Annotated in this window: 23 protein-coding genes and 1 riboswitch; of the genes, 17 read left to right on the forward strand and 6 right to left on the reverse strand. The window is 66.1% G+C overall.

Features of this window, described 5'->3' with window-relative positions; genetic code table 11:
- The first annotated feature begins 11 nt into the window (after positions 1 to 11).
- The 9 genes from cmk (at position 12) to cysM (ending at position 8,650) form a co-directional block, all read left to right on the forward strand.
- Positions 12 to 674, forward strand: coding sequence for a (d)CMP kinase (gene cmk, locus HMPREF9710_RS19005; RefSeq protein ID WP_005668991.1), 663 nt, complete (start codon positions 12 to 14; stop codon positions 672 to 674).
- A 335-nt stretch (positions 675 to 1,009) separates the two neighbouring features.
- Positions 1,010 to 2,713, forward strand: a complete 1,704-nt coding sequence (gene rpsA, locus HMPREF9710_RS19010; RefSeq protein WP_081589962.1) for a 30S ribosomal protein S1 — start codon at positions 1,010 to 1,012, stop codon at positions 2,711 to 2,713.
- 24 nt (positions 2,714 to 2,737) lie between these two features.
- A complete protein-coding gene (locus HMPREF9710_RS19015; RefSeq protein ID WP_005668997.1) occupies positions 2,738 to 3,043 on the forward strand; it encodes an integration host factor subunit beta in 306 nt (101 codons plus the stop codon).
- 155 nt (positions 3,044 to 3,198) lie between these two features.
- On the forward strand, positions 3,199 to 3,513 hold the full coding sequence (locus tag HMPREF9710_RS19020) for a LapA family protein (protein ID WP_005668998.1): 315 nt from the start codon (positions 3,199 to 3,201) through the stop codon (positions 3,511 to 3,513).
- A gap of 22 nt (positions 3,514 to 3,535) precedes the next feature.
- The gene (gene lapB, locus HMPREF9710_RS19025; RefSeq protein WP_005669000.1) at positions 3,536 to 4,711 is read left to right on the forward strand and encodes a lipopolysaccharide assembly protein LapB; all 1,176 of its coding nucleotides are present in this window, start codon (positions 3,536 to 3,538) and stop codon (positions 4,709 to 4,711) included.
- Between the two features lie 5 nt (positions 4,712 to 4,716).
- Positions 4,717 to 5,694, forward strand: a complete 978-nt coding sequence (gene rfaE1, locus HMPREF9710_RS19030; RefSeq protein ID WP_005669002.1) for a D-glycero-beta-D-manno-heptose-7-phosphate kinase — start codon at positions 4,717 to 4,719, stop codon at positions 5,692 to 5,694.
- Between the two features lie 109 nt (positions 5,695 to 5,803).
- Positions 5,804 to 6,145: a ComEA family DNA-binding protein gene (locus HMPREF9710_RS19035; RefSeq protein ID WP_005669003.1), complete on the forward strand. Its 342-nt coding sequence runs from the start codon at positions 5,804 to 5,806 to the stop codon at positions 6,143 to 6,145.
- A 99-nt stretch (positions 6,146 to 6,244) separates the two neighbouring features.
- A complete protein-coding gene (locus HMPREF9710_RS19040) occupies positions 6,245 to 7,618 on the forward strand; it encodes a M20/M25/M40 family metallo-hydrolase (RefSeq protein ID WP_157225644.1) in 1,374 nt (457 codons plus the stop codon).
- 129 nt (positions 7,619 to 7,747) lie between these two features.
- Positions 7,748 to 8,650 (forward strand): cysteine synthase CysM, encoded by a 903-nt coding sequence (gene cysM / locus HMPREF9710_RS19045; RefSeq protein ID WP_005669006.1) that lies wholly within the window; start codon positions 7,748 to 7,750, stop codon positions 8,648 to 8,650.
- Between the two features lie 233 nt (positions 8,651 to 8,883).
- Here cysM and HMPREF9710_RS19050 read toward each other — a convergent pair whose 3' ends face one another.
- The 5 genes from HMPREF9710_RS19050 to HMPREF9710_RS19070 form a co-directional block, all read right to left on the reverse strand.
- Positions 8,884 to 9,222, reverse strand: coding sequence for a hypothetical protein (locus HMPREF9710_RS19050; RefSeq protein WP_005669009.1), 339 nt, complete (start codon positions 9,220 to 9,222; stop codon positions 8,884 to 8,886).
- A 453-nt stretch (positions 9,223 to 9,675) separates the two neighbouring features.
- Entirely contained in the window at positions 9,676 to 10,761 is a 1,086-nt protein-coding gene (gene mltB, locus HMPREF9710_RS19055; protein WP_005669010.1) for a lytic murein transglycosylase B, read from the reverse strand.
- Positions 10,758 to 12,752 (reverse strand): transglutaminase TgpA family protein, encoded by a 1,995-nt coding sequence (locus HMPREF9710_RS19060; RefSeq protein ID WP_005669012.1) that lies wholly within the window; start codon positions 12,750 to 12,752, stop codon positions 10,758 to 10,760. Before HMPREF9710_RS19060 ends, mltB begins: the two co-directional genes overlap by 4 nt.
- On the reverse strand, positions 12,749 to 13,780 hold the full coding sequence (locus tag HMPREF9710_RS19065) for a DUF58 domain-containing protein (protein WP_005669014.1): 1,032 nt from the start codon (positions 13,778 to 13,780) through the stop codon (positions 12,749 to 12,751). The genes HMPREF9710_RS19060 and HMPREF9710_RS19065 overlap by 4 nt, the downstream gene beginning before the upstream one ends.
- Positions 13,780 to 14,700, reverse strand: coding sequence for an AAA family ATPase (locus HMPREF9710_RS19070; RefSeq protein WP_005669016.1), 921 nt, complete (start codon positions 14,698 to 14,700; stop codon positions 13,780 to 13,782). Before HMPREF9710_RS19070 ends, HMPREF9710_RS19065 begins: the two co-directional genes overlap by 1 nt.
- Before the next feature lie 201 nt (positions 14,701 to 14,901).
- Here HMPREF9710_RS19070 and HMPREF9710_RS19075 point away from each other — a divergent pair, with 201 nt between their 5' ends.
- The 4 genes from HMPREF9710_RS19075 (at position 14,902) to ylqF (ending at position 19,225) form a co-directional block, all read left to right on the forward strand.
- Positions 14,902 to 15,834 carry a histone deacetylase family protein gene (locus tag HMPREF9710_RS19075; protein WP_005669018.1) on the forward strand — a complete coding sequence of 311 codons (933 nt, stop codon included), beginning with the start codon at positions 14,902 to 14,904 and terminating at the stop codon, positions 15,832 to 15,834.
- Positions 15,835 to 15,922: 88 nt separating this feature from the next.
- Positions 15,923 to 16,795, forward strand: coding sequence for a hypothetical protein (locus HMPREF9710_RS19080; RefSeq protein WP_005669019.1), 873 nt, complete (start codon positions 15,923 to 15,925; stop codon positions 16,793 to 16,795).
- Between the two features lie 9 nt (positions 16,796 to 16,804).
- Positions 16,805 to 17,992 (forward strand): hypothetical protein, encoded by a 1,188-nt coding sequence (locus tag HMPREF9710_RS19085; protein ID WP_005669021.1) that lies wholly within the window; start codon positions 16,805 to 16,807, stop codon positions 17,990 to 17,992.
- 285 nt (positions 17,993 to 18,277) lie between these two features.
- Complete coding sequence (gene ylqF, locus HMPREF9710_RS19090; RefSeq protein WP_081589963.1) at positions 18,278 to 19,225, forward strand: ribosome biogenesis GTPase YlqF; 948 nt, start codon at positions 18,278 to 18,280, stop codon at positions 19,223 to 19,225.
- Here the strand turns inward: ylqF and HMPREF9710_RS19095 are convergent, their stop codons facing one another.
- Entirely contained in the window at positions 19,226 to 20,041 is an 816-nt protein-coding gene (locus tag HMPREF9710_RS19095; protein ID WP_005669027.1) for a DODA-type extradiol aromatic ring-opening family dioxygenase, read from the reverse strand.
- An 88-nt stretch (positions 20,042 to 20,129) separates the two neighbouring features.
- Positions 20,130 to 20,383: riboswitch (cobalamin riboswitch) on the forward strand.
- A gap of 68 nt (positions 20,384 to 20,451) precedes the next feature.
- Here HMPREF9710_RS19095 and HMPREF9710_RS19100 point away from each other — a divergent pair.
- From HMPREF9710_RS19100 to HMPREF9710_RS19115, 4 genes are all read left to right on the forward strand, one after another.
- Positions 20,452 to 22,413 carry a TonB-dependent receptor gene (locus HMPREF9710_RS19100; protein ID WP_040777489.1) on the forward strand — a complete coding sequence of 654 codons (1,962 nt, stop codon included), beginning with the start codon at positions 20,452 to 20,454 and terminating at the stop codon, positions 22,411 to 22,413.
- A 4-nt stretch (positions 22,414 to 22,417) separates the two neighbouring features.
- Positions 22,418 to 23,293 (forward strand): cobalamin-binding protein, encoded by an 876-nt coding sequence (locus HMPREF9710_RS19105; protein WP_005669031.1) that lies wholly within the window; start codon positions 22,418 to 22,420, stop codon positions 23,291 to 23,293.
- Between the two features lie 153 nt (positions 23,294 to 23,446).
- Positions 23,447 to 24,109, forward strand: coding sequence for a thiol:disulfide interchange protein DsbA/DsbL (locus HMPREF9710_RS19110; RefSeq protein ID WP_005669033.1), 663 nt, complete (start codon positions 23,447 to 23,449; stop codon positions 24,107 to 24,109).
- Entirely contained in the window at positions 24,106 to 24,450 is a 345-nt protein-coding gene (locus tag HMPREF9710_RS19115; protein ID WP_005669035.1) for a hypothetical protein, read from the forward strand. Before HMPREF9710_RS19110 ends, HMPREF9710_RS19115 begins: the two co-directional genes overlap by 4 nt.
- Positions 24,451 to 24,471 lie beyond the last annotated feature (21 nt).

Consider the following 24,471-nt stretch of genomic DNA (forward strand, 5'->3'; position numbering starts at 1 on the left):
CCAGGATCCGCATGCCGAATTCGAACGTTCCAGTCATCACCATCGACGGCCCCACCGCATCCGGCAAGGGGACGGTCGCCAGCCGGGTCGCCGAGCGCCTCAGCTTCCACCTGCTCGATTCGGGCGCCCTGTACCGCCTGACGGCGCTGCAGGCGCTGCGGCGCGAGGTCGAGCTGCGCGACGAGCACGCGATCGCCAAGCTGGCCGAGCACCTGCCGGCGCGCTTCCAGGGAGAGCATATCTACCTGGCGCAAGAGGAAGTGACGCACGCGATCCGGGCCGAGGAGGTGGGCAATATGGCGTCGAAGATCGCGGCGCTGCCGACCGTGCGCCAGGCGCTGTTCGGGCTGCAACTGGGCTTTCGCCAGACGCCGGGCCTGGTGGCCGACGGGCGCGATATGGGGACCGTGATCTTCCCGACCGCCAAGCTGAAGGTGTTCTTGACCGCAAGTGTTGAGGCCCGTGCGCAACGCCGGTATAAGCAATTGATTGACAAAGGGTTTTCTGCTAATATGAACGACCTCCTGGCAGATTTGCAGGCAAGAGACGAGCGCGACACCAATCGCGCGGTCGCTCCCCTGGCCCCGGCAAGCGATGCGCATCTGCTGGACACGTCCGAAATGGGTGTGGATCAGGCAGTGGACCAGGTCTTGGCTTGGTACGCGCAAAAGTAATCAAGAAGAGTTTTTTAAAGACTTTGAATGGCGTTTCGATGCTTTCGGCGTAAGCTGTTGGCGTCAAAACGTCATTCCCGCGCAGGCGGGAATCACAGTTCGATGCATACCGTTGGCTCGAGTCATCGCCGTGGTAGGCAAGCAAACTTTGGTCCCCGCCTTCGCGGGGACGACGGTCTTTGGGCTGGTGGCGCCGTTCAGCGGTGTCGTCGGCGGAAGGCCGCCGTCCTTTGGTGTCTGCAACGCGCTTTTATGTTGCAGGCGTGTTTTAACCCTAACCCAGTTCAGTCCGCATATTGCCGGCCTGCTGGCTAACATGAAATAACACTCCTTTTATGTCTACTGCAACCCAAGATACCGGTATGGAAAGCTTCGCAGCCCTCTTCGAGGAATCGCTGTCGCGTCAAGACATGCGTTCGGGCGAAGTCATTTCGGCTGAAGTCGTGCGCCTGGATCACAACTTCGTGATCGTCAACGCCGGCCTGAAGTCGGAAGCGTTCATCCCAGTTGAAGAATTCAAGAACGACCAGGGCGAACTGGAAGTTCAGATCGGCGATTTCGTTTCCGTGGCTATCGAGTCGCTGGAAAACGGCTTCGGCGACACCATCCTGTCGCGCGACAAGGCCAAGCGCCTGGCATCGTGGCTGGCACTGGAAAAAGCGATGGAATCGGGCGAAATCGTCACCGGTACCGTCAACGGTAAAGTCAAAGGCGGCCTGACCGTCCTGACCAACGGCATCCGCGCCTTCCTGCCGGGTTCGCTGGTTGACACCCGTCCAGTCAAGGACACCACCCCATTCGAAGGCAAGACCCTCGAATTCAAGGTCATCAAGCTGGACCGCAAGCGTAACAACGTCGTGCTGTCGCGTCGCGCCGTCATCGAAGCATCGATGGGCGAAGAGCGCGCGAAGCTGATGGAAACCCTGAAAGAAGGCACCGTGGTTACCGGCGTCGTCAAGAACATCACCGACTACGGTGCGTTCGTCGACCTGGGCGGCATCGACGGCCTGCTGCACATCACCGACCTGGCATGGCGTCGCGTGCGTCACCCGTCGGAAGTTCTGTCGGTTGGCCAAGAGATCACCGCTAAGGTCCTCAAGTACGATCAAGAGAAGAACCGCGTTTCGCTGGGCGTCAAGCAACTGGGCGACGATCCATGGACCGGTCTGTCGCGTCGTTACCCACAAGGCACCCGCCTGTTCGGTAAAGTCACCAACCTGACCGACTACGGCGCGTTCGTCGAAGTGGAACAAGGCATCGAAGGCCTGGTCCACGTGTCGGAAATGGACTGGACCAACAAGAACGTGGCTCCAAACAAGGTTGTCCAGCTGGGCGACGAAGTGGAAGTCATGGTCCTGGAAATCGACGAAGAGCGTCGCCGTATCTCGCTGGGCATGAAGCAGTGCAAGGCGAACCCATGGGACGACTTCGGCATGACCCACAAGAAGGGCGACAAGGTCAAGGGTTCGATCAAGTCGATCACCGACTTCGGCGTCTTCATCGGCCTGCCAGGCAACATCGATGGCCTGGTCCACCTGTCGGACCTGTCGTGGACCGAAGCCGGCGAAGAAGCCGTGCGTCGCTTCAAGAAGGGTGACGAGCTGGAAGCCGTCGTCCTGGCAATCGACGTCGAGCGCGAGCGTGTTTCGCTGGGCGTGAAGCAGCTGGAAGGCGACCCGTTCAACACCTACTCGTCGCTGAACGACAAGGGTTCGCTGGTCACCGGCACCGTGAAATCGGTTGAGCCAAAAGGCGCCGTGATCTCGCTGAGCGATGAAGTCGAAGGCTACCTGCGCGCTTCGGAAATCTCGCGTGACCGCGTGGAAGACGCTGGCACCCACCTGAAAGTGGGCGACAAGGTCGAAGCCCTGGTCATCAACATCGATCGCAAGGCTCGCAGCATCCAGCTGTCGATCAAGGCGAAAGACAGCGCCGACACCCAGGAAGCGATGAGCAAACTGGCGAACGACAACAGCGCAGCTTCGGGCACCACTAGCCTGGGCGCACTGCTGAAGGCCAAGTTCGACAATAAGAACTAATCAGGAATTTCCTGAGGAGCTGCGATGACCAAATCCGAGCTGATCAACCGTCTGGCTGAGCGTTATTCCCAGCTGGTGGCGAAGGATGCGGAATTCGCTGTCAAGACCATCCTCGATGCGATGACCAACGCCCTGGCGACCGGGCAGCGCATCGAGATCCGTGGTTTCGGCAGCTTTTCGCTGAACAGCCGTCCCCCGCGCATCGGACGCAATCCGAAGTCCGGCGACAAGGTGATGGTGCCCGAAAAACGGGTGCCGCACTTCAAGCCGGGCAAGCAGTTGCGCGAGCGGGTGGATGCGATGGTCGGGCAACCGATCATCAACGATTGAGTCGCCCTGCAGTCCCGAAAAACGGCATCCGCGAGGATGCCGTTTTTTTTCGCCGGTCTGCGATTGGCTTCCAGCCCACGCCCGGTGTCATTTTGAAATATCATGGCGAATATGCGACACTTCGCCCTCACACCATTCTCCAGCGGAACCTGCTGATGAAATTCGTCTCGACCATCGTCGGAATCGTCCTGTTCATCCTCTTCTTTGGCTTCGCCCTGAAGAACACCCAGGAAGTCGACCTGCATTTCTTCCTGCAATATGAATTGCGCGGCCCGCTGGTGCTGATGCTGCTGGCCTTCTTCGTGGCCGGCGCCGCCCTCGGCATCCTGGCGCTGACCCCGACCGTGTTCCGCCAGCGCCGCGAGAAATGGCTGAACAAGATCACCATCCAGTCCCTGCAAAGCGCCGCCGGCACCGGCAACGCAGCGCCGACGCCGGACAGCGTGACCCCGCCTGCACCGCGGCCCTGAACAATAACAACACTAGAAATCCATGGAATTTGAACTCTGGATGCTGCTTGGCATCCCATTCTTTTTTGGCCTCGGCTGGCTTGCCGCCCGGGTCGACATCAACGAACTGGTCTCCGAATCGCGTACCTTGCCACGCGGTTACTTCAAGGGCCTCAACCACCTGCTGAACGACCAGCCCGACAAAGCCATCGATTCCTTCATCGAAATCGTCAAGCTCGACCCCGAATCGGCCGACATGCACTTTGCCCTCGGCAACCTGTTCCGCCGCCGCGGCGAAACCGAGCGCGCGATCCGGGTGCACCAGAACCTGCTGGCGCGGCCCGACCTGCCGGCGGAAGACAAGGCGCACGCCCAGTATGAGCTCGGCATCGATTACCTGAAGGCCGGCCTGCTGGACCGCGCCGAGGAAACCTTCAACCAGCTGGTCGACACCTCGTATGCGGTCAAGGCGCGCCGCTCGCTGCTCGAGATCTACCAGCGCGAGAAGGAATGGAAGCGCGCCATCGCCGCTGCCGAAGGCCTGCAGGATTCGGGCGCCGGATCGCGCCAGAAGGAAATCGCCCAGTTCTATTGCGAACTGGCCCAGGACGCGCTGGTGCACACGGCGCCGAGCGACGCCATGCAACTGCTGGACAAGGCGCTGGAAGCCGACCGCCACAGCGTGCGCGCCACCATCCTGCGCGGCGACGCGCTGCTGGCCCAGGGCGACGTCGAAGAGGCGCTCAAGACCTGGCGCCGCGTCGAGCAGCAGAGCGTGCCGCACGTGGCGCTGGTGGCTGCCCGCCTGATGGATGGCTACCGCAAGGTGGGCCGCCCGCAGGAAGGCGTCAACCTGCTCAAATCGTATCTGGCCGAGGCCTCGTCGATCGACCTGATCGAAGTCGTGTTCAAGGCCGTCATCGAGCTCGATGGCGTGCAGGCCGCCAAGGAACTGGTGGTCGAAGAGCTGCGCCGCAATCCGACCCTGCTGGGGCTGGATAAACTGCTGGAAGCGCGCCTGATGGATGCGCCGGCGAATATCTGGGAAGAGCTGTCGATGGTCAAGAACCTGGTGCAGCGCTATACCCAGAAGCTGGCGCGCTACCAGTGCAGCCACTGCGGCTTCAAGGCGCGCCAGTTCTACTGGCATTGCCCGGGGTGCAACCGCTGGGATTCCTACCCGCCGCGCCGCACCGAAGAACTGAACGTCATGAACTGAGCACGATGAACAAGCCGACTCCAAGCCGCCTGCTGGCGGCCGACGATTTCCGCCAGCAGGCGGCCCCGCAACTGTCTTCCGTGCGCCTGCTGGTGGTGGGCGACGTCATGCTCGACCGCTACTGGTTCGGCGACGTCTCGCGCATCTCGCCCGAGGCCCCGGTGCCGGTGGTGCGCATCGAGAAGCGCGAAGAGCGCCTGGGCGGCGCCGCCAACGTGGCGCGCAACGCCGCCGCGCTCGGCGCCCACACGGGCCTGCTGGGCGTGGCCGGCGCCGACGAGGCGGGCGACCAGATGGAACAATTGCTGCAGGATGGCGGCATCCACAGCTACCTGAAGCGCGACGAGGCGATCTCGACCATCATCAAGCTGCGCGTGATCGGCCGCCAGCAACAGATGGTGCGCATCGACTTCGAGGATGCGCCGACCGAGAACGTCCTGCGCGACAAGCTCACCCAATTCAAGGCGCTGCTGCCCGACTACGACGTGATCGTCCTGTCCGACTACAACAAGGGCGCCCTGGTCAACGTGGCCGAGATGATCGCGCTGGCGCGCGCCGCCGGCAAGATCGTACTGGTCGATCCGAAGGGCGACGATTTCACGCCGTACCGGGGCGCGAGCATCCTGACCCCGAACCGCTCCGAGCTGCAGCGCGTGGTGGGGGGCTGGAAGACCGAAGAGCAATTGCTCGAGAAGGCGCAGAAGCTGCGCGAAGAGCTCAGCCTGGACGCGCTGCTGCTGACCCGCTCCGAAGAAGGCATGAGCCTGTTCACGAAGGACGAGGTGCTGCACGTGCATGCCGATGCGCGCGAAGTGTTCGATGTCTCGGGCGCCGGCGACACCGTGATCGCCACGCTAGCCACCATGCTCGGCACCGGCGCGCCGCTGGCCGAGGCCCTGGTCACCGCCAACCGCGCCGGCGGCATCGTGGTCGGCAAGCTGGGCACCGCTACCGTGACGCGCGAGGAGTTGTTTCCCGCCTGACGCTTGATCGCGCTCAGTCCCCGGGCCCCAACAATAGCCGGGGTCATCCGTCTAAGTGAACACCGGCGGCGCCCCGCCGTCGGGAGCATTCACTTACGGAGAACATGCAATGATCAAGAATCTGATGCTGGCGGTCGCCGCGCTGGTCGCCTCGGCTGGGTTTGCTTTCGCCCAGGTCGACGTCAACAAGGCCGATGCCGTGGCGCTCGACGGCGTGAAGGGTGTGGGACCGAGCATGTCCAAGGCCATCCTGGACGAACGCGCCAAGGGCGAGTTCAAGGACTGGGCCGACCTGCAGGGACGGGTCAAGGGCCTGGGTGACAAGAAGGCGGCCAAGCTGTCCGAGGCCGGCCTGGTGGTCAACGGCAAGGGCAAGGAAGGCGCCGCGGCCAAGCCGGTCGCGAAGGACGCCAAGCCGAGCCAGACGGCCGACGCCAAGGCAGCCCTGTGATCGCCAGATGACATGTATTGACTGACATTCCCGCGGCTGCGTGGCAAGATGTGCAAGCTCATCTGTTACAGCTTGCACATCAATACCAGAAAGGTCATCATGCCTCACGCCCGTGTTTCCACCGCCTTGCTGGCGGCCCTGCTGGCCGCGTCCGCGACGGCTTCTGCCGCCACCCCGGCCCAGCCGAACATCACCGCCCAGCAAGCCCAAATCAACAAGATCCTGGGCGAAATTTCGCAGCAGCGTATCGAAAGCCATATCCGCAAGCTGGTCAGCTTCGGCACCCGCCACACGATGTCGGAAACCGAATCGAATACGCGCGGCATCGGCGCCGCGCGCCGCTGGATCAAGGCCGAGCTGGAGCGCTGCGGCGCCGGCACGCCGCTGCAGGTGGCCTTCGACAGCCATGTGGCGCCGGTCTCGGCGCGCATCTCGAAGCCGACCGAGATCGTCAACGTGGTCGCGACCCTGCCGGGCACGCAGGCGGCCTCGAAGGACCGCATGTACGTCGTGAGCGGCCACTACGACTCGCGCGCCTCGGACGTGATGGACTTCACCTCGGATGCGCCGGGCGCCAATGACGACGCCTCGGGCACCGCCGCCATCATGGAGCTGGCGTGCGTGATGGCCAAGCACAAGTTCGACGCCACGCTCGTGTTCATGGCCGTCGCGGCCGAGGAGCAGGGCCTGATCGGCGCCCGCCACTGGGCGACCCAGGCGCGCGAGAAGGGCTGGAACGTGGCCGGCATGTTCACCAACGACATCATCGGCAGCTCGCGCGGCGACGACGGCAAGGTCGACGACAAATCGGTGCGCCTGTTCGCCCAGAGCATCCCGGCGACCAAGGAAATGAGCGAGGCCGTGCGCCAGCTGGTGGCCACCGGCGGCGAGAACGATTCGATCTCGCGCCAGCTCGCGCGCCACACCAAGGAGCAGGGCGAGCGCTACGTGAAGGGCTTCAAGGTGTCCGTCATCCAGCGCCACGACCGCTACCTGCGCGGCGGTGACCACATGCCGTTCCTGGAGCAGGGCTATGCCGCGCTGCGCTTCACCGAGCCGGCCGAGAACTTCGACCACCAGCACCAGGACCTGCGCACCGAAAACGGCAAGGTGTATGGCGACACGCTCGACCACGTCGACTTCCGCTATGTGGCCAACGTGACCAGGGTGAATGGCGCCGCCATGGCGTCGCTGGCGCTGGCGCCATCCGCGCCACAGGAAGTGAAGCTGCGCACCGCCGGGCTGACCAACGATTCGACCCTGGTGTGGAAGGCCAATCTTGAACCCGACCTGGCCGGCTACCGCCTCGTGTGGCGCGACACCACCAGCGCGAACTGGGAAGGCTCGAAGTGGGTCGGCAACGTCACGGAAGCGACGGTCGACCTGTCGAAGGACAATGTGTTCTTCGGCGTGCAGGCGGTCGACAAGGACGGCAACGTCAGCCCGGCGACCTATCCGCTGCCGCTGCGCTGAACCGGCGTACGCCACGCTTCCTCGCCCTGTCGGAAGATGTCCGGCAGGGTATGTTGGAACCATGCGCAAACGCCGTATTGCTTCTCGGATTAAAATGGCGCTTTGGTTTCGCAAGGAATAGAGAAAGCAATGGCTTACAAGACCATCGAAGCCACGATCGGCAACACGCCGCTCGTGCAGCTGCAGCGCCTGCCCGGCGCCGACATCGCGGCCCGCAACAACATCATCCTGGGCAAGCTGGAAGGCAATAACCCGGCCGGCTCGGTGAAGGACCGCGCCGCCATGTCGATGCTGCGCGGCGCCGAGCTGCGCGGCCAGATCAAGCCGGGCGACACGCTGATCGAAGCCACCAGCGGCAATACCGGCATCGCGCTGGCGATGGCGGCCGCGATCCTCGGCTACAAGATGATCCTCCTGATGCCCGACAACCTGTCGGTCGAGCGCCGCCAGAGCATGGCCGCGTATGGCGCGCAAATCATTCTGACGCCGAAATCGGGCGGCATGGAATACGCGCGCGACATGGCCGAGCAGATGCAAAAGGATGGCCAGGGCATCATCCTCGACCAGTTCGCCAACTTCGACAATCCACGCGCGCACTACGAGAGCACCGGTCCCGAAATCTGGCGCGACACCGAAGGCCGCATCACGCACTTCGTCAGCGCCATGGGCACCACCGGCACCATCATGGGCGTGTCGCGCTACCTGAAGGAACAGAACGAGGCCATCCGCATCATCGGCGCCCAGCCCGAGGAAGGCTCGTCGATCCCGGGCATCCGCAAATGGCCCGAAGCCTACCTGCCGAAGATCTACGAGGCGGCGCGCGTCGACCAGGTCGAGAGCGTGAGCCAGGCGTCCGCCGAACAGATGGCGCGCCGGCTGGCCGCCGAAGAGGGCATCTTCTGCGGCATCTCCGCCGCCGGCGCCTGCGAAGTCGCGCTGCGCATCGCCCAGACGGTCGAAAACGCGACCATCGTGTTCGTGGTGTGCGACCGCGGCGACCGCTACCTGTCGACCGGCGTCTTCCCGGCCTGAACGGCGCCGCGCAATGAAAAAGGCCGCCTGGGTAACAGGCGGCCTTGTTGTATCAGTCGCTGGGACTGCATAGACCGTTCAGTTGGCATGTCGCCGACGATATCCGGTCGTCCGCCAATGCGGCGGCTCGTACGCCCGCGCGGGCGTACGCACTACTCATCCGGCGGCGCGCAAGGCGCCGCCCATCCCGTCAGGAGAGAAGCCCGGGCGCCAACTGCCGCGCCCGCGACGACTCAGTCCTTGGCTGCCGGGACCGCGCCTTCCTTCGGCTTGAACTGCTTGTCGCTGATGCGGAACTTCGCACGGCGGTCGCCCATCAGGTAGCGCAGGTCGCGGATCGACAGGTCGCTGACTTCGTGCATGCGGATCAGCAGCGAAGCGCCGACCGGCAGGCGATGGTGGCGGATCTTCGAGATCACCGGCGGCGCGACTTCGAGGGCGCGCGACAGTGCCGCGTCGTTTTTCAGGCGCAGGTTCTCGATCAGGGTGTCGAGCAGGCGGTTCGGGTTGTACTGAAGCAGTTCATCGCCTTCCGAATCGCTGTTCATATCAATGCCGACTTGGTTAGTCATGATTCAAATTCCTATCTGGGGTTGAAACGGAGTCGCTGGCGGCGTTCGATTCCGGAAGTTTAATTTCGTAATTTTCTATTCAATTGTACAACTATTTTTATTCCGATACTCATGAGCAAGTCGGAATCATTTTTCTCACCTCGGATTTTGTTGTCTCATTGCAACAATAGCCGCAATGCAATTCTCTCACAAAGTCACTGGGGAAATATATTGTTTTTTATTTAATGACCAGTGTACGGGCATCCAGCATTTGATGCCGCACGGTACGATATTTGCTGACGAAATGGAAAGAAACTGGGGGGTATGTTGCCATCAGTGCTATTTTTGTCACGGACACAACAATGTTGTCGGCGGATACCCCTGGGGGGTATGTAGGAGGATGCCTACGAACAACGGAAAAGGAAAGCGGGAAACCTGTTACAAAAGATTACAAAATTTCCCGCCTGGAAAGACTCAGCCAGGCCGTGCCGCCCGCACTGCACGCCCCAGGTCGACGACCGACATGGCATAGAAGTAACTGCGATTGTATTTGGTGATGGCATAGAAGTTATCGTTCGCCACCCAGTATTCCGTTGCCTCGGCGCCGTTTTGCAGGTCGATCAGGCCGTACAGGCGGTCGCCCGGCAGCGTCGTCCCCGTGCTCACGCCCGCTTCGCGCAGCTCTTCCGGGCGCAGGGTGGCTTCCAGGCCGCGCCCGAGCAAGCCCTCCCAGGCGCGTGCCGGCGAGACGTCGGCCGCGAACACGGTCGGGCCGCGGTGTTCGGCATTCCAGCCATGCTGGACCAGGAAATTGGCCACACTGCCGATCGCATCGGTGGCCGAACCGCGCAGGTCGACCCGGCCGTCGCTGTCGAAGTCGACGCCGTACTTGAGAATATTGCTCGGCATGAACTGCGGCATCCCGACCGCGCCGGCGAACGAGCCCAGCAGCGAGAACGGATCGTAGCCGCGCTCGCGCGCCAGCACCAGGGTATTGGCCAGCTCTTCGCGGAAGAAGGCCTTGCGCGCGGCCTGGTTCGGCGCTTCCGGATAGGCGAAGGCGAGCGTGGTCAGGCTGTCCAGCACGCGGAACTTGCCGGTATCGCGGCCATAGATGGTCTCGATGCCGATGATGCCGACGATGATCTCGGCCGGCACGCCATAGGCCGCCTCGGCGCGCGCCAGCGCATCGGCATTCTCGTTCCAGAAGCGCACGCCGGCGCGGATGCGGATCGGCTCGATGAAGCGCGCGCTATAGGCTTGCCAGTTCTTCGGCTTGCCCGGCGGCGCCGGCTTGACCAGCTGCACGGCGCGGTCGATGAAACGGACCTGGCCGAACAGGGTATGCAGCGCCTCGCGCTCGAAGCCGTGCTGCGTGACCATCTCTTCGATGAACTCGCGCACCGGCAGCCATTCGACGAAGTTCACGTGTTCCGGGTCCTGGTCGGCCGCCAGCGTCATGGCGGCCTGGGTCGAGGTGGTCTGGGGAGCGGCGAGGGCATCGCCATGCGCGCCGGCGGCAAGCGCGAGCGCGGAAAACAGGATTGCGATCGATTTCATCTGACTTGCGACAATAAGCTTTTCAAGGTGGCGGTAAGCCGGGGATCGGTTGTCGGGGGCGCGTAGCGCCAGGCGCTGTAACGACGCAGGAATTCCTGCGCCGCCGCGCGCGTTTGAGGCGCCAGCTCGCTGGCGCCGGCGACCCGCGCCGCGTAGGCGCTCGGTCCTTCGTCCTGCGCGCGCGCCAGGCCCAGTTGGCCGAGACGCTTGCACAGGGTCGAGTATAGAGCATCGACCGGGTGGATTTCCCGGCGGCGGCGCAAAAAGACCAGCAGGGCGAGGCCCAGGGCAACAGACGTTAACAGAGCGATAAAAGGCCAGCCGGACAGTTTGCGCCGCAAGTCGCGCACGACGTCGCGCTGGCGCTCCGGCGTATAGTTGAGCACCCACTGGTTCCAGCCGTTGTTGACGGCGCCGACGGCGTTGCGCAGCTGGGCCAGCCAGGCGTTGGCGCCGCCCTGGAACGGATTCATGCCGCGCAGCGCCTCGATGCCGAACGGCGCCGGGCGCGGCACCGAGGCGTCCAGGCCGCGCCGCACGCGCTCGGGCGCCACCGCCGCGGTCGGGTCGACCCGCTGCCAGCCGATGCCCGCGATCCAGACTTCGGCCCAGGCGTGGGCATCGGACTGGCGCACGGTCATGAAGCCGTCGAGGGGATTGATCTCGCCGCCCTGGTAGCCGGTCACCACGCGCGCCGGCACGCCGGCCGCGCGCAGCAGGAACACGAAGGCGCCCGAATAGTGTTCGCAAAAGCCCGAGCGGGTGCCGTACAGGAATTCGTCGACCGTGTGCCGGCCCAGCAGCGGCGGCGCCAGCGTGTATTCGAAAGGCTGCTCGCGGAACTGCGCCAGCACGGCCTCGACCCGCTGCGCCGGATCGGGCAGCCGGCGCAGCGCGCGCCCGGCGGCCAGCGCGCGCGGGTTGAAGCCATACGGCAGCAGCAGCCAGCGGCGGGCGTCGTCCAGGGCCGGCCCGCCCTGGAAGGCGAACTGCAGGTGCGAGCTGGCGCGATAGCGCACCCGGCTGGAGAGCGCCTCGTTCGCGGTCAGCTCGAACTGCGGCGAGAGGCGCAGTTCGTGGCCCGCCACCTGCGGCAGCTCGCCCGGCATCTCCAGCGTAAACACCCAGCGCGACTGCGAGGGTTCCAGCGTGACCTCGTAGTCGACCGGGTCGCCATGCACCGCCAGGTGCAGGTCGCGGCCGGAGGCCTGGCTGGCGCCGCGCGACCAGGTCAGGCCGTCGAAGAAGTCGAGCACCGGGCCGCGCCAGTAGAGCTGGGTCTGCACCGGGGGCGGCGTCAGGAAGCGCACGCGGAAGGCCGGCTCCTCGGACAAGGCCAGGTTCGACATCTGGCCCGGCGCCATCGTATCGGACAGGCCCGAGCGCGAACCGCCGCCTGAATCGCCCGGCATGGTCCACAGCGGGCCGTGGATGCGCGGGAAGACCACGAACAGCACGATCGCGATCGGCAGGGCGAAGGCCAGCATGCGGCCGGCCATCGCCAGGCGGGTGCGCAGCGGCGGCACCCTGCCTGCGAACTGGAACGAAAGTTGAGTCGCGAGCAATAGCAGCACCGAGGCGATCGTCAACAGGGCGGTGCCGATCCCCTGGGAATAGAAGAAGTTGGTCAGCACCAGGAAGAAGCACAGGAAGATCACGACGAACAGGTCGCGCCGCGCATGCATCTCGAGCATCTTGAAGGCGACCAGCAGCACCAGCATCGCCACCCCGGCATCCTTGCCGAGCAGGGTCTCGTAGCTGAACTGCACGCCGGCTATCGCGGCCACCGCCACCGGCAGCAGCACCAGGGCCGGCGGCATGCGCTTGCCGCGCAGGGTGATCGCGGCGCGCCAGGCCAGGGTGGCGCCGCACAGCAGCGAGACCCACAGCGGCAGGTGCAGGGTATGCGGCGCCAGCACCAGCACCGCGCTGCCCAGCAGCAGCAGGGTGTCGGCCTTGTCGCGGGTGAGCGGCGTGGCCAGGAGTTTCATGCCGCTTCCCCCATGTCGTTCTCCAGCCCATGCAGCGCCAGCGCGCGGAGGCAGGCCGCCTGGTGGGCCGCGCCCAGGGCGGCGGGCAAGCGCAGCGCGCCGAGGCGGAAGGCATAGGGCAGGGCGCGGCTTTCCGCCTCCAGCACCCAGCGCGTCAGGCGCGACAGGCGCAGCTCGAGGTCGAGCGTGGCGGGCAGGGCATCGAAGTCGAGCACCAGCTGGTCGCCTCCGCCGCCCTCGAAATGCTTCGACACCAGGGCGCCGCCGATGCTGGGGTCGAGCCGGGCGATCTGGCGCCAGGCCAGCTGGCGCGGCGAATCGCCGGCCTGGTAGTTGCGCACGCCGGCGAAGTCGTCGTGGCCGGCGGCGCGCAGGCTGGCCCCGCTGCCCCCGCCCAGCGGCAGGCTCGGCGCGCCTTCCTCGGGGCGCGGATAGACCAGGGCGCGCGCGGCCGGGCGCCAGTAGCTCCAGGCGGTGAACAGGCCGAGCGGAAAGCGCGTCGACAGCTTGACCCGGGCCGGCGCCAGCCAGCCGCGCTGCAGGGTCGGCGCCGACAAGGTCAGGATCGCGTGGTTGCCGGGCGCGATGTCTGCCACGTGGCGCATATCGTCGACATTGGCGACGTCGGCGAAATCGGCCCGGATGGCGTAGCGCGCCAGCCGCGTGCGGTTGAACACCTGCAGTTCGAACTGGACTTCCTGGCCGGCGAACACGGGCGCGACCCGGCCCTGCTGTAGGGCCAGGTGCGCCAGGTTGCGGTAGGTGGCGACCATGTCGACCAGCGCGCATGACAGCGCAAGAAAGGTCAGGCCGAAGCCCAGGCCGAGCGCATAATTGACCGAGCCGATCAACAGCACCGCCAGCAGCAGGGCAAAGCCCAGGCCGGCCCGGCTCGGCAGGATGAACACGCGGCGCTGCCTGAGCACCACCTCTCCGGCGTCGAGCGTGCCGGCGCGCGGCAGCCAGGCGCCGGTCGCGCGGCGCAGCCGCCCGCGCAGCCCCCAGACCTTCTGCGCCGTCTGCCCCATCAGACCGGCACCGCCTTCTGCAGCTGCAGCACCAGGTCGCGGCTGGCCAGCGCGGTGCCGTGGGCGGCGCGCAGGGGCCGCAGGCGGTGCGCGCAGACCGGCACCAGCACGGCCTGGATGTCTTCCGGGATCACGTGGTCGCGCCCTTCCAGCGCGGCCCAGGCGCGGCCGGCCTGCAGCAGGGCGATCGCGGCGCGCGGCGACAGGCCTTCGGCGAACAGGCCGTTCTGGCGCGACGCCTGGGCCAGCGCCTGCACATAGGTGACCAGGTTGCCTGACGCGTGGATCTCGCGCAGCTGGCGCTGGGCCTGGGCCAGTTCCTCGGGCAGCATGGCCGGCTGGAGGGTCTTGAGCATGCTGCGCCGGTCTTCGCCCATCAGGAGCGCGCGCTCGGCGGCGGCGTCCGGATAACCCAGGCTCAGGCACATCAGGAAGCGGTCGAGCTGCGATTCGGGCAGCGGGAACACGCCGACCTGGTTGGCCGGGTTCTGGGTCGCGATCACGAAGAACGGCTCGGGCAGCGGCCGCGTGACGCCGTCGGCCGACACCTGGCGTTCTTCCATCGCCTCGAGCAGGCCCGACTGGGTCTTGGGCGTGGCGCGGTTGATCTCGTCGGCCAGCAGCACCTGGGTGAAGATGGGTCCGGGATGGAACACGAACTCGTTCTTGTCGCGCTCGTAGACCGAGATGCCGGCCACGTCCGCCGGCAGCAGGTCGCTGGTGAACTGGACCCGGTTGAAGCGCAGGCCGAGCGAGATCGCCAGCGCATGCGCCAGCGTGGTCTTGCCCACGCCCGGCAGGTCGTCCAGCAGCAGGTGGCCGCCGGCCAGCAGGCAGGTCAGGGCCAGGCGCACCTGCTGGTCCTTGCCGACCACGACTTCGTTGACCTGGCGTGCGACGGCGTGCAATTTGTTGAACATGGATTTTCCGTGAATTGATCGATGCGTCGTTCGGCGTGCGCTTGCCATGGCAGCGGACGAGCGGGGCCGCGGCCTGCCGTGGTAGATTAGCGCCATTGGCAAGCTTCATGCCCTGGCCACTGCCAGCCGTTCCAGAAGATTCTATGCGAGAACGGCGGCGCAGGGTGTGAATGGATGAGCATAGTCGGAGACGAGAGCACCATGAGCACAGCGATTTACAGCCACCCGGACTGCCTGCGGCACGAAATGGGCAGCTGGCACCCCGAATCCCCGGCCCGCCTGCAGGCGATCGACGACCAGCTGATCCTGGCCCGGCTGGACGGGCTGATCGAGCAGCGCAGCGCGCCGCTGGCCGAGGTCGAGCAGGTCTTGCGCAACCATACGCAAGGGGCGCTGGCGCTGGTGCGCGACCACGTGCCGGCCACGCCTGGCGACTATTACCCGCTCGACGGCGACACCTCGCTCTGTCATTACAGCTACCAGGCGGCGCTGCGCGCGGCCGGCGCCGCGGTGGCCGCCACCGACGACGTCATCAAGGGCAGCGTCTCCAACGCCTTCTGCTCGGTGCGCCCGCCCGGCCACCATGCCACGCCGACCGAACCGATGGGGTTCTGCTTCTTCAACAACGTCGCGATCGCGGCGCGCCATGCGCTCGAGGCCCACGGACTCGAGCGGGTCGCCATCGTCGATTTCGACGTCCACCACGGCAACGGCACCGCCGACGCCTTCCGCGACGATCCGCGCGTGCTGATGGCCAGCTTCTTCCAGCATCCGTTCTATCCCTACAGCGAGGTCGAACCGGTCACGGCCAACCGCGTCAACCTGCCGGTGCCCGAGCGCAGCGACGGCGAGGCGGTGCGCGCCCTGGTGCGCGAACACTGGCTGCCGGCCCTGCACGCCTTCAAGCCGCAGATGATCTTCATCTCGGCCGGCTTCGACGGCCACCGCGACGACGACATGGGCGGCATGGGCCTGGTGGAGGCCGACTATGCCTGGATCACGCGCCAGATCATGGCGGTGGCGAAAGAGCACGCCGGCGGGCGCGTGGTGAGCTGCCTGGAGGGCGGCTACGACCTGTCGGCGCTGGGCCGCAGCGTGGTGGCGCACCTGAAGGTGATGGCCGACCTCGAGTAGGCAACGGCGCCGGTCGCGGAACTCAGCGGCTCCTCGCGCGCACTAACGCATGACCGGCCTTTGTCCGGCTTGCGTAGAGGAGACGAAGATGAACAAGAAACACACCCTGTGTGCGCTCTGCTTGCTATCAGCCGCCGGCATCGCTGAGGCTGCCAACTACACCCTCTGGATCAACGGCCGCAACAGCGGTGGCAGTCCCGGCAACTACGCCGATTTCCGCTACTGGGGGCCGGATACCACGCCCGCCGGCGTCAACAAGAAGGCCGTCAACTGGGACGGCTACAGCAGCATCTCGTCGCAGAGCCTGCGCGTGCGCGACGCGCTCGACTGCTTCTGCACCGGCCAGAACTGGTGCTATATCGCGGCCTACAGCGCGGGCGAGCTGCTGCTGGGGTACACGCTGGCCAACTTCGGCGGCACCACGCGCGCGGTCAAGAACGCCACGGCCAATGCGGCCGGCGTCTGCGGCGACGCGGGCGGCGTGCAGGGCGGCTGGAACATCAAGTGGGTCAGGACGGCCTCGGGCGCCGCGGGCGGCTCCGAACTGGCCAATGCCGGCGCCTGGACCACCTCCGAGCCGCTGGTGCAAGACCTGCGCACCGGCACCGCGCGCGCCATGTACAACCACAACGACACCCGCAATATCTGGTTCTACCGCTACGCCGGCGCGCGCGGCACCTTGTACTCCTTCCTGCTGCCGGGCCAGGATGACGAGGTGGTGGCCTATCACAGCAGCGGCGGCGCGGCCGGCAACTCCGGCCGTTCGCTCTGCAATCCGGGCGACTGGTTCTGCGACGACCTGCGCTATGGCACCGAACCGAACCAGGGCGGCAGCGTCAAGTGGAGCTGGCACTCGGTCGCCTTCCGCGACGACGGCGAAGACTTCGACCACTACGCCGACGGCAACTGGGAGGGCATCATCGGGGTCGTGCGCCAGGCGATGGTCGACACCGCCAACTAGGGGCACAGGATGGCTTGGCGTCGGCGTTGGCGCTGGCCGGCCGCGGCGGGCGTGGGGGGCTGCATCGGCCTGGGGCTGATCGTCCTGGCGGACAAGGGCGAGGCGGTGCCCGACGCGGCGCCGGCGCCGCAGTCCGCGCCTCCCATTGCCGAGGCGCGGCCCGTCGCGCCTCGGCGTGAAGACCGCGCCGCGCGCCGGCGCCAGCTGGTCGAACAGGTGCGCCTGACCGATCACACCTATTGCAGCTACCTGGCGCATTCGCGCTATCCGCACGATTCGCGGCCGGCCGGCCACCATTCCGACCAGCTGTACCCGAACCAGCCGCTGCTCGAGACCAACCCGATGCGGGCCGAGGGCGGCGACAGCCATCCCGAGGTCCAGCTGCAGACCGCGCAGTCGCGGGTCTACCTGGCGGCCGGCGAAGAGGCCCGCTTCTCGCTGCGCGCGGTGGATGGGGGCGGCCAGCCGCTGCCGCTGGTCGTCACGCGCGCGCTGGCCCAGGGCATGACCTATGGGCCGAGCCGCCCGGCGCCGCAGGTCGCCGTGCCGTTCGCTGAACAAGGCGGCGCCTGGCAGGGGACACTCGCGCCGGCGCAAACGGCGCTGGCGGGTTTTCACGGCACCATCCGGCTCGAGGTGCGCTACCAGGCCGGCGGCCGCGAAGGTTTCGTCCTGTTCGACGTCATTTACTCGCCGCAGTCGCCGGCCACCTGGAGCGGGGCGCCGCGCGAGGCGGTCGACGGCGGCGCGCTGCAGTTCGCGCTGCCGCTGGAGGTGCGCCTGCCCGGACGCTACGTGGTCACGGGCCGCGTCGACGATGCGGACGGCCGCCCGTTCGCGCTGGCCACCTTCAACGAGGTGCTGGGGCAGGGCGCGCAGCAGGTGCGGCTCAGGGTGCACGGCAAGCTGCTGCACGACGGCGCGCCGCGCCTGCCGCTGCTGCTGCGCGACGTCGAGGGCTATCTGCTGCGCGAAAATGTCGATCCCGACCGCCTGCTGTTGCCGCGCCTGGAGGGCAAGGTGTTTGCCAGCCGCACCCGTTCGCTGGCCGGCGTGCCGGATGCCGAGTGGCAGAGCGAGGAACGCAGCCGCTACCTGGCCGAGTACGCGAAAGACCGCGCCGCGGCGCGGACGCGGCTGGCGCGCTTCGATCCGCAGGCGCCGCTGCCGCCGGCCGACTGCGGGAAGGCTCAGTAGGGAAGCAGGGGCAATTGCTCGACCATCGCCGACACCGCGATGGCGCAGCACAGCATCAGCACGCCATACCAGCGCGCCAGCGACCGTTTCAGTTTTTCCCGTACGCGCATTCCCATCTCCGTCTTGTGCAGGCAAGAGAGCAGTGTGCGCGCGGAATATGTCATCAGTGTTGCAATAGCTCAACGGTGTGCGCGATGGAAAGAGGCCTTGTGGCTGCGCCGCTACGTTTGTGTCGACGCTCAGCGTAAAATAGCGCCTTGGACGAAAGATTAAGAGAGCAATAGTATGTCGATTCAATGGTTCCCTGGCCACATGAACGCGGCCAAGCGGGAAGCGGCCGAGCAGATGGAAAACATCGATCTGGTGATCGAGGTCCTCGATGCGCGCCTGCCCGAGGCGAGCTGCAACCCGCTGGTGGAAGAGCTGCGCAAGTTCCGCCAGCGCCCTTGCCTGAAGGTCTTGAACAAGATCGACCTGGCCGACCCGAACGCGACCGCCGCCTGGAAAGCCTATTACGACGCCCAGGACGGCGTGACCGCCTATCCGATGACGACCAAGAAGCCGGCCGACGTCGCCCGCATTCCGGACCTGGCCCTGTCGCTGGCGCCGCATCGCGGCGTGCCGACCAAGCCGCTGCGGATCATGATCATGGGCATCCCAAATGTAGGAAAATCAACACTGATGAACGCGCTTTTAAAGAAGCGCGTGGCCAAGGTGGGCGACGAGCCGGCCGTGACCAAGACCCAGCAGCGCCTGTACCTGAACAAGAACGTGGTGCTGGTCGACACTCCGGGCATGCTGTGGCCGAAGATCGCCATGGCCAGCGACGGCCTGATGCTGGCCGCCAGCCACGCGATCGGCACCAATGCGCTGGTCGAGGAAGAAGTGGCCGAATACCTGGGCGAGCTGCTGCTGCAGCGCTATCCGCAGCTCTTGAGCGCGCGCTACGGTTTCAAGACCGAAGGGATGGACGGCGTGGCTGTGATCGAGGGCGTGGCCCAGCGCCGGGGTTTTCGCGTGCGCGGCGGCGATTTCGATTACGAAAAGGCGGCGCACACGCTGCTGCAGGATTACCGCCAGGGCGCGCTCGGCCGCATCAGCCTCGAGACGCCGGAATCGCGCGCGGCCAGCCTGGCGCAGCACGAGGCCGAGATGGCCGAAAAAGCACGTATCGCGGCCGAGAAGGCAGCCGCCAAGGCCGAAGAAGCGGCGCGCGGCAAGCGCGGGACGTGATCACGCCGCTGGCGTCGCCCCGAACCTGAAACTCGACACCGCCAGATTCCCCATGAACGCGTCTTCATGATAGACGCAGGCGGCCGCCTCCTGTTCGGCCGCCCCCAATGCCACCATCAGTGGAATCAGGTGCTCCTCGCGCGGATGCGCCGCCCGCGCCATCGGCGCCGCATCCCAGCGCAGCAAGGCCTGCTCACGTTGCGCCGGATCGAGTTCGAGCAGCGCGTGCTGCAGCCAGCCGTCGAAAGCGCGTGACGCCTCCCGCCCGTTCGGCCCGAACTGGCGCAGGTTATGGTACGACAACCCGCTGCCGATGATCAGGATGCCCTCGTCGCGGAGCAGCGCCAGCGCACGGCCCGCCGCCAGGTGGGTGGCCGGATCCAGGTCGCGCCGGATCGACAGCTGCACCACCGGCATGCGCGCTTCCGGATAGACCGGGTACAGCATCGAGAACGTGCCATGATCGAAACCGCGTTCGGCGTCCAGCGCGGCCGGGTGGCCCGCGGCCTCGAGCAGGTCGGCCACGCGCCGCGCCAGCGCCGGCTCGCCGGGGGCCGGGTACTTGACCTGGTAGGTATGCGGCGGAAAGCCGCCGTAGTCGTAGATCATGCCGGGCGCCGTGCCGGACGACACCATGAACTGCGGCGTCTCCCAGTGGGCAGTCACGACCAGCACCGCACGCACCGCGTCGCCGGCCTCGGTCCGTAGCGCGGCAAGCGAAGCGGCCAGCTGGTCGTAGGCAGTGCCGTACTGCTCGCGCATCCAAGGCCACGGGCCGCCGCCGTGCGAGACGAAATAGGTGGGTAGACGTGCCATCGAGCGCTCCTGCTGTTGGATTGAAGCGACCATGTTAGCCCAAGCGACGGCGGCTTGCCGGCGGCCGGGCAGCCAGCACCTTGTCAAGGTATAATCGCCCCGTTTTGGTGCTCTCGCGCACGTCCAGGTGCGCGAAGTTAAACGGGAAACACGACATGGCCGCGCCACGCGCCGCCATGGAGGTGTGCTGCCCCCGCAACGGTCAACAAGCGCCGCGCTTCTCATCAAGAGCGTGGCGGACGGTCTCGACAACCACTGCGCCGCTGTACATTCTTTTCTGCGCAGGAAGGTGAGGCCGTCATGCTTGCCAGCCCGGATACCGGCCAAAGCAGGTGGAAGCGCCAGGCGCTTCCGTTGACTCCGGGCTGCGGGGAAGCAGGCCGGTGCCTTTTATCGAGAACACATTCATCATGATTTTTGCAGTTGCACCGCGCCGCGCGCCACTCGCACTGGCTTGCGCCTTCGCCATGTTCGCCCCTCACGCCATCGCCCAGGACAGCGCGCAGTCCTCCTTGCCATCGGTCCTCATCACCGGCCCGCGCTTCCCGGCCCAGGCCACGCCGATCGGCGCCACCGTCATCACCGCGGAGCAGATCCGCAGCGCCGGCGCCCTTGATGTCAATGCGGCGATCCGCAAGATCGGCGGCGTGTTCGGCCGCCAGAGCCTGGACGGCTCGCCCGACTTCGGCCTCGACCTGCGGGGCTTCGGCACCAACAGCGCCCAGAACACGGTGGTGCTGGTCGACGGCGTGCGCCTGAACGAGAACGAACTGGCGCACACGGTGCTGTCGACCATTCCCGTGGACACGGTCGAGCGCATCGAGATCACGCGCGGCGGCAGCAGCGTGCTGTACGGCGACGGCGCCACCGGCGGCGTGATCAACATCGTTACCCGCCGCGGCGCCGGCGCGGGAACGCACGGCTCGTTGTTCGCCGAAGCCGGCCGCTTCGACCACCGCGACCTGCGCGCCTCGATCACGCACGGCGCCGGCCCGTGGTCGTTCGACGCCGCAGTAAGCGACCGCAGCACGGATAACTACCGCGACAACAACAAGTACGAGCAGACCAGCTTCAGTGGCGGCGTGGGGTATGCCTACGCGCCGAACGGCCGCGCCGGCCTGCGTTTCGAGAGTTCGCGCGCCGATTCGCGCCTGCCGGGTTCGCTGAGCGAAGAGCAGTTCCTGACCATCCCGACCCAGAGCAACACGCCGAAGAATTACGGCTCGCTCGATACCGACCGCGTGACCGCGTTCGTCGAGCACCGTGTCGGCGCCTTCGAGCTGGCGGCCGATCTGTCGCACCGCGAGCGCGAGGTTTCGTCCACCTACGACTTCGGCGCGCCGTCGACGTCGATCTACGAGGCCGAGCAGACCCAGTTCTCGCCGCGCCTGCGCCACACCCTCGACCTCGGCGACAAGCGCAACGAATTCGTCACCGGCATCGACCTGATCCGCTGGGAGCGCGAGGTTACCTCCAATTTCTCGGCCGGCGACGCGCGCCAGGACTCGAAAGCCTTCTACCTGCGCGACGAACTGCGTTGGAATGCCCCGCACAACGCCCGCCTGGCGGTGGGTGGCCGTCACGAACGCTTCGAGAAGGACTACAGCGACCCGCTGGCCTTCCCGCCGGTCGTGAACGAGCAGCGCAAGCAGTCGCTCAACGCCTGGACCGTGGAAGGCAGCATCGACGTGATGCCGCTCGTGACCGTGTTCGCCAAGGCCGGCCGCAGCTACCGCATCGCCAATATCGACGAAAACAGCTACCGTTCGACCCTGGACGTGCTGGAGCCGCAAACCTCGCGCGACCTGGAACTGGGCGTCAGCGCCGGCCTCGATGCGCGCAAGGTGACCGCGCGCGTGTTCCGCCACCGCCTGACGAACGAGATCTTCTACGACCCGACCATCGGCTATGGCGCCAACACCAACCTCGATCCGACCCGCCGCCAGGGCGTGGAGCTGGAAGGGCAAGCCGTCTTCGCCGACGCCTGGCGCCTGCTTGGCTCGTGGCAGTACGTGCAGGCCGAGTTCCGCGACGGCCCGAACGCCGGCCGCGAGATGGTGCTGGTGCCGAAACACGTGGTCACCGCGCGCCTGGCGTGGACGCCGGGCATTGGTCAGACCGCCGACATCGGCGCCCAGTGGGTCGACAGCCAGCGCTATGGCGACGACTTCACCAACAGCTGCAGCACCCGCATGCCGTCGTTCACCACGATCGACGCCCGCTATGCGCGCCGCTTCGGCCCGTGGGAAGTGGCGCTGTCGGGCCTGAACCTGGCCGACCGCCAGTACTACAGCCAGGCCTACAACTGCCGCGCCGGCATCTATCCAAGCGACGGGCGCCAGCTCAAGTTGTCGCTGCGCTTCGACTTCTGATGCCATGAAGTCCGCGCTGGCGGCCGTGCTGGCCGCAACCTCGGTCAATGTGTTCGCGGCGATCACGGTCGTCGACGACGTCGGGCGCACGGTCACGCTGGCGCGGCCGGCGCAGCGGGTGATCTCGATGGCGCCGCACGTCACCGAGCTGCTGTTCGCGGCCGGCGGCGGGGCGCGCATGGTCGGCGCAGTGGACTACAGCGACTATCCCGAGGCGGCGAAAAAGCTGCCCCAGGTCGGCAGCTTCAACAAGATCGATGTCGAGCGCGTGCTGGCGCTGAAGCCCGACCTGCTGGTGGTCTGGCAGAGCGGCAACCCGACGCGCCAGGTCGAGCAGCTGGCGCGGCTGGGCATCCCCGTCTATTACAGCGAGCCGAGCCGGCTGGAGCAGGTCGGCGACAGCCTGCTGCGCCTGGGCCGGCTGCTCGGCACCGAGCCCGTGGCCCGGCGGGCGGCGCACGACTACGGGGCGCGCATCGCGGCGCTCAGGACGCGCTACGCCGGGCGGCCGCAGGTCGGCGTGTTCTACCAGGTCTGGGACCGCCCGCTGTACACCCTCAACGACGACCATGTCGCCAGCGACATCCTGCGCCTGTGCGGCGGCCGCAACCTGTTCGGGGCCCTGAAGACGATCGCGCCCGAGGTCGGCATCGAGGCGGTGATCGAAGCCGATCCCGAAGTGATCCTGGTCGGCAAGCGCGACGATCCCAAGGACCCCGGCTGGAAGATCTGGCAACCGTACAAGGGCATGACGGCGGTAAGACGCGGCAACCTGTTCGAGATCGATGGCGACCTGACCAGCCGGGCGGGGCCGCGCACGGCCGACGGCGCCGCCCGCATCTGCGCGCTGCTCGAGGACGCGCGCGGGCGCCGGCCTTGACGACTTGACTATTCGCGTTGCCGGCGTAGATTGAAAGTCACCACGCCCCTGTTTCAGCCGTAAGCAAATGCAAAAAAAATGCGCTCCCGGGACAGGGGACAGACAAAAAGTGGTAATCTCGCGGTCGTTCGTTCATTCTTTTGGAAGGATTTTATGCGCACCCTGCGTTTCGCCCTCGTTGCCGCTGCCCTGGTCGCCGGTTTCGCCAATGCTTCGCCAACCGATCCGCGCGTCGGCGCCGAATACACCGTGCTCGCGACCCCGCAGCCGACCCAGACCGTGGGCAAGAAGGTCGAAGTGGTCGAGTTCTTCGCCTATCACTGCGGCGCCTGCAATGCGTTCGAGCCGACCCTGGTGAACTGGGTCAAGAAGCAGGGTGACAATATCGTGATGCGCCGCATCCCGCTGCCGTTCCAGGGCGCCAGCGATCCGGAAGCCCGCCTGTTCCTGACGCTCGACGCCATGGGCAAACTGGAGCAGTACCATCACCGCGTGTTCCGCGCCGTGCACGTCGAGCGCAAGCGCCTGATGAAGGACGACGACATCATCGCCTGGGCGACCGCGAACGGCCTGGACAAGGCGAAATTCATGGAAGCGTGGAACTCGTTCGGCGTGCAGACCAAGCTCAAGCGCCTGCCGCAGATCGCCGAAGCGTATAAAGCCAGCAGCACCCCGACCGTCGTCATCGACGGCAAATACGTCGTGTCGCCGGCAACGGTGGCGCAATCCAACAAGATCCAGGACATGGGCCAGCTGATGACGGCGACCGGCCAGGTCCTCGACGCACTGGTGGCGAAGGCAGCCAAGGAAAAATGACCGATAAAGTCGAAGGCGAGATCCTCAAGATTTACGAAGGGTCCCGGCCCAAAGAGGAAAACTTGTTCGAGACCAGTAACGTGAATCACGTCGCGTGGACGCTTGCGCTGATCTTCGTCCTGACCACCGTCTGGTTCGGCATCGCGCTCGTCCATGCCGAAAACCAGCGCCACGCGATGGCGTCGAACCTCTGTCCCGATCAAGTGTTCAAGGAGGGGTTCGACCAGAAGTGCCTGCTGACCGTGCGTTCGCGCGATCACTGGTGGGAGCATCTCTGGTACGGCGTGACCCATGTGCGTTCCCATCCCGAGCACGATGGTCGCATCGATACCAGGAAGTAATACTATACGGTAAGACAACAC

The organism is Massilia timonae CCUG 45783, from assembly GCF_000315425.1.
GTDB classification, from domain to species: Bacteria; Pseudomonadota; Gammaproteobacteria; order Burkholderiales; family Burkholderiaceae_D; genus Telluria; species Telluria timonae.